This window comes from Armatimonas sp. (genome assembly GCF_043760365.1).
Classification (GTDB): Bacteria; Armatimonadota; Armatimonadia; order Armatimonadales; family Armatimonadaceae; genus Armatimonas.
This window is the reverse complement of record NZ_JAYUPA010000295.1, coordinates 1-1,948: the sequence shown is the minus strand read 5'-3', so window position 1 is coordinate 1,948 and position 1,948 is coordinate 1. Positions and strand designations below refer to the sequence as shown.

Below are 1,948 nucleotides of genomic sequence, written 5' to 3'. Positions count from 1 at the left end.
GCCCAATTCCCAGGCGCGGCGTGTCGTCCACAAAGACCGGCAGGAGCGCGCCACTCGCACTCTTCCAGACGCGACGCGGACGAACGATCTCACCTGTCAGAGCGGCGTGCGAAAAACTCGTGTCGGGCTGCTTGTTCCAGTTGCCCCCCGCCGTCGGGTTCAGGCCCAGCACACGCTCCAGCACCAGCGTCAGCAGCTCGGCCTGTGCCCCCGGCTTTACCAGCAAGCGGCGCAGGTTCTCGACGTGCTCAGAGCGCAGAGGCGGCGGTGCTGCCTCATCGGGGAAGCGATCCAGCACGCGGGCCGGGGCGATCAGGAGACCGCCGTGCCGTAGTGATGCCCACCAGAAGCCAGTCTCTGCCATCAGCGGCCTCCCTCAGGCAGGCGAATCTCAACGGTCACGGGAAAGACCCGCGCCTCGCCGCGCAGTGTGAAACGCTTCGGGAGTACGCCCTCGACAATACGTTTGCGCTCGCGGGTGAGTAGCGCACGTAGCTCCTCATAGCGCTCCTTGCGTCGCTTCAGCTCCTCTTCTTTTTCCGCCTGGGTTCTAGCGATCTGTCCCACACGCTCGTCTTCTCCGAAGAGCGTCGGCTGCGCTTTGAGGCTTGCCATCTGCGCATTCATCTCCGCGATCTCCCGCTCCAAGCGCTGGAGGGTCTGCTGCTGAATCATTGTTGAGAGCTCACCCTGGCGGCTCTGGAAGCGCTCCTGCTCCTCGCGGGTTGCCGCCTTGCCATCCTCCTGAAGCGCCCGCGTCAGGCGCTCCGTGAGCGACTTCCCCGCTTCCCGCAAGAGCGCCCGCACGTCGGTATCCACCTCACCCCAGAGCGCCCTGGCACGCGCCGCATCTCTGGCATCGAAGGTTAGCGTAGCGGGATAGAGCACACGCGCCGCCTGGTGGGGGAGCGCGTCGGCCAACTCACTGTTCTTGATGGGCAGGCGCAGGGTATGTACCCAGTGGTGGAAGCGCTCCCGAAGCTCGTTGACCGCCACTTCCTCGACCGTGAGCAGAATCAGCGCATCGCAGCCGGGCGGAACCCCGCCACGGCGCACCGTCCAGCGCGTCGCCTTCTCCTCACTGCCCCCGCCCGGAAACCGCAGGCGGGCAAACGAGGCCAGCGCCCGGTGGTAGAGCGGGTGGGCCAGGTGCAGGAGCGCTGTGTCCTTCACCGTGCGGAAGATCGGTCGCCCGTTGATCGTCTCTAAATAGTAGGCAGGATCGAAGACTAGCGCGGGCAAGGCTCCCGGCGTCTTGGCGGTTCCCCCACGGCGCAAGCAGGTATCAATGAGTGCATTCCAATCGGACGGGATCGGGTGGCGCAGGCGTACGCGGCGCGGGTCGCTCGTGTCGGTATCGAAGCGTGGCCGCCCGCCACTAGCCGCCAGCGCTGTCTCCAGCGTCTCTGAAAGGGTCTGTGGCGTGAGATCCAGCTCCGCCGCGAGTGCCTCCAGCCGCTTGGCCTCGCCCTCCTCGCTGATGGGAGCCTTTGCCGCCGAGCGCAGGATCTCCGTGCGATCGTGCACGAGGGCAAGGGCGCTGTCCAGGTCTATCTCCACGTTAGCCACGGACTCGTTCTGGATAAAGCGCCGTTGGAACGCCGTGTCAAAGACCTCACCCGCCGAGCCCAAATCGCTACGAATCGAGTTCACCTTCCGCACCACGATGCCCAGAAACTTCAGGTCAGCATCGTCTTGCGTGTCGAAGTGGAAGACCCCTACATCACGAGATTGCCCATGCCGATCCAGACGCCCATTTCTTTGCTCCAGCCGCGACGGGTTCCAGGGCACATCGAAGTGCAGTAGGTAGCGAGCCGTTGCCTGGAGGTTCAAGCCCTCGGCAGCGGCATCGGTGCCGATCAAAATCCGCACGGCGCTGGCCGGGTCGTTGAAGGCCAGCTTCACGGCGGAGCGCTGGTTGTCGTCCATTCCCCCAAACAGCGTCACC

2 protein-coding genes are annotated in these 1,948 nt (G+C 65.0%); both read right to left on the bottom strand.

The features are described 5' to 3' along the window. Positions 1-364: hypothetical protein (locus ACH2EH_RS07110; protein WP_395140273.1), on the bottom strand; the 364-nt coding region annotated here is incomplete at its 3' end. Beyond that, positions 364-1,948 (bottom strand): helicase-related protein (locus ACH2EH_RS07105; RefSeq protein ID WP_395140272.1); only part of this gene is annotated, 1,585 nt, incomplete at its 5' end. The genes ACH2EH_RS07105 and ACH2EH_RS07110, both read right to left, overlap by 1 nt.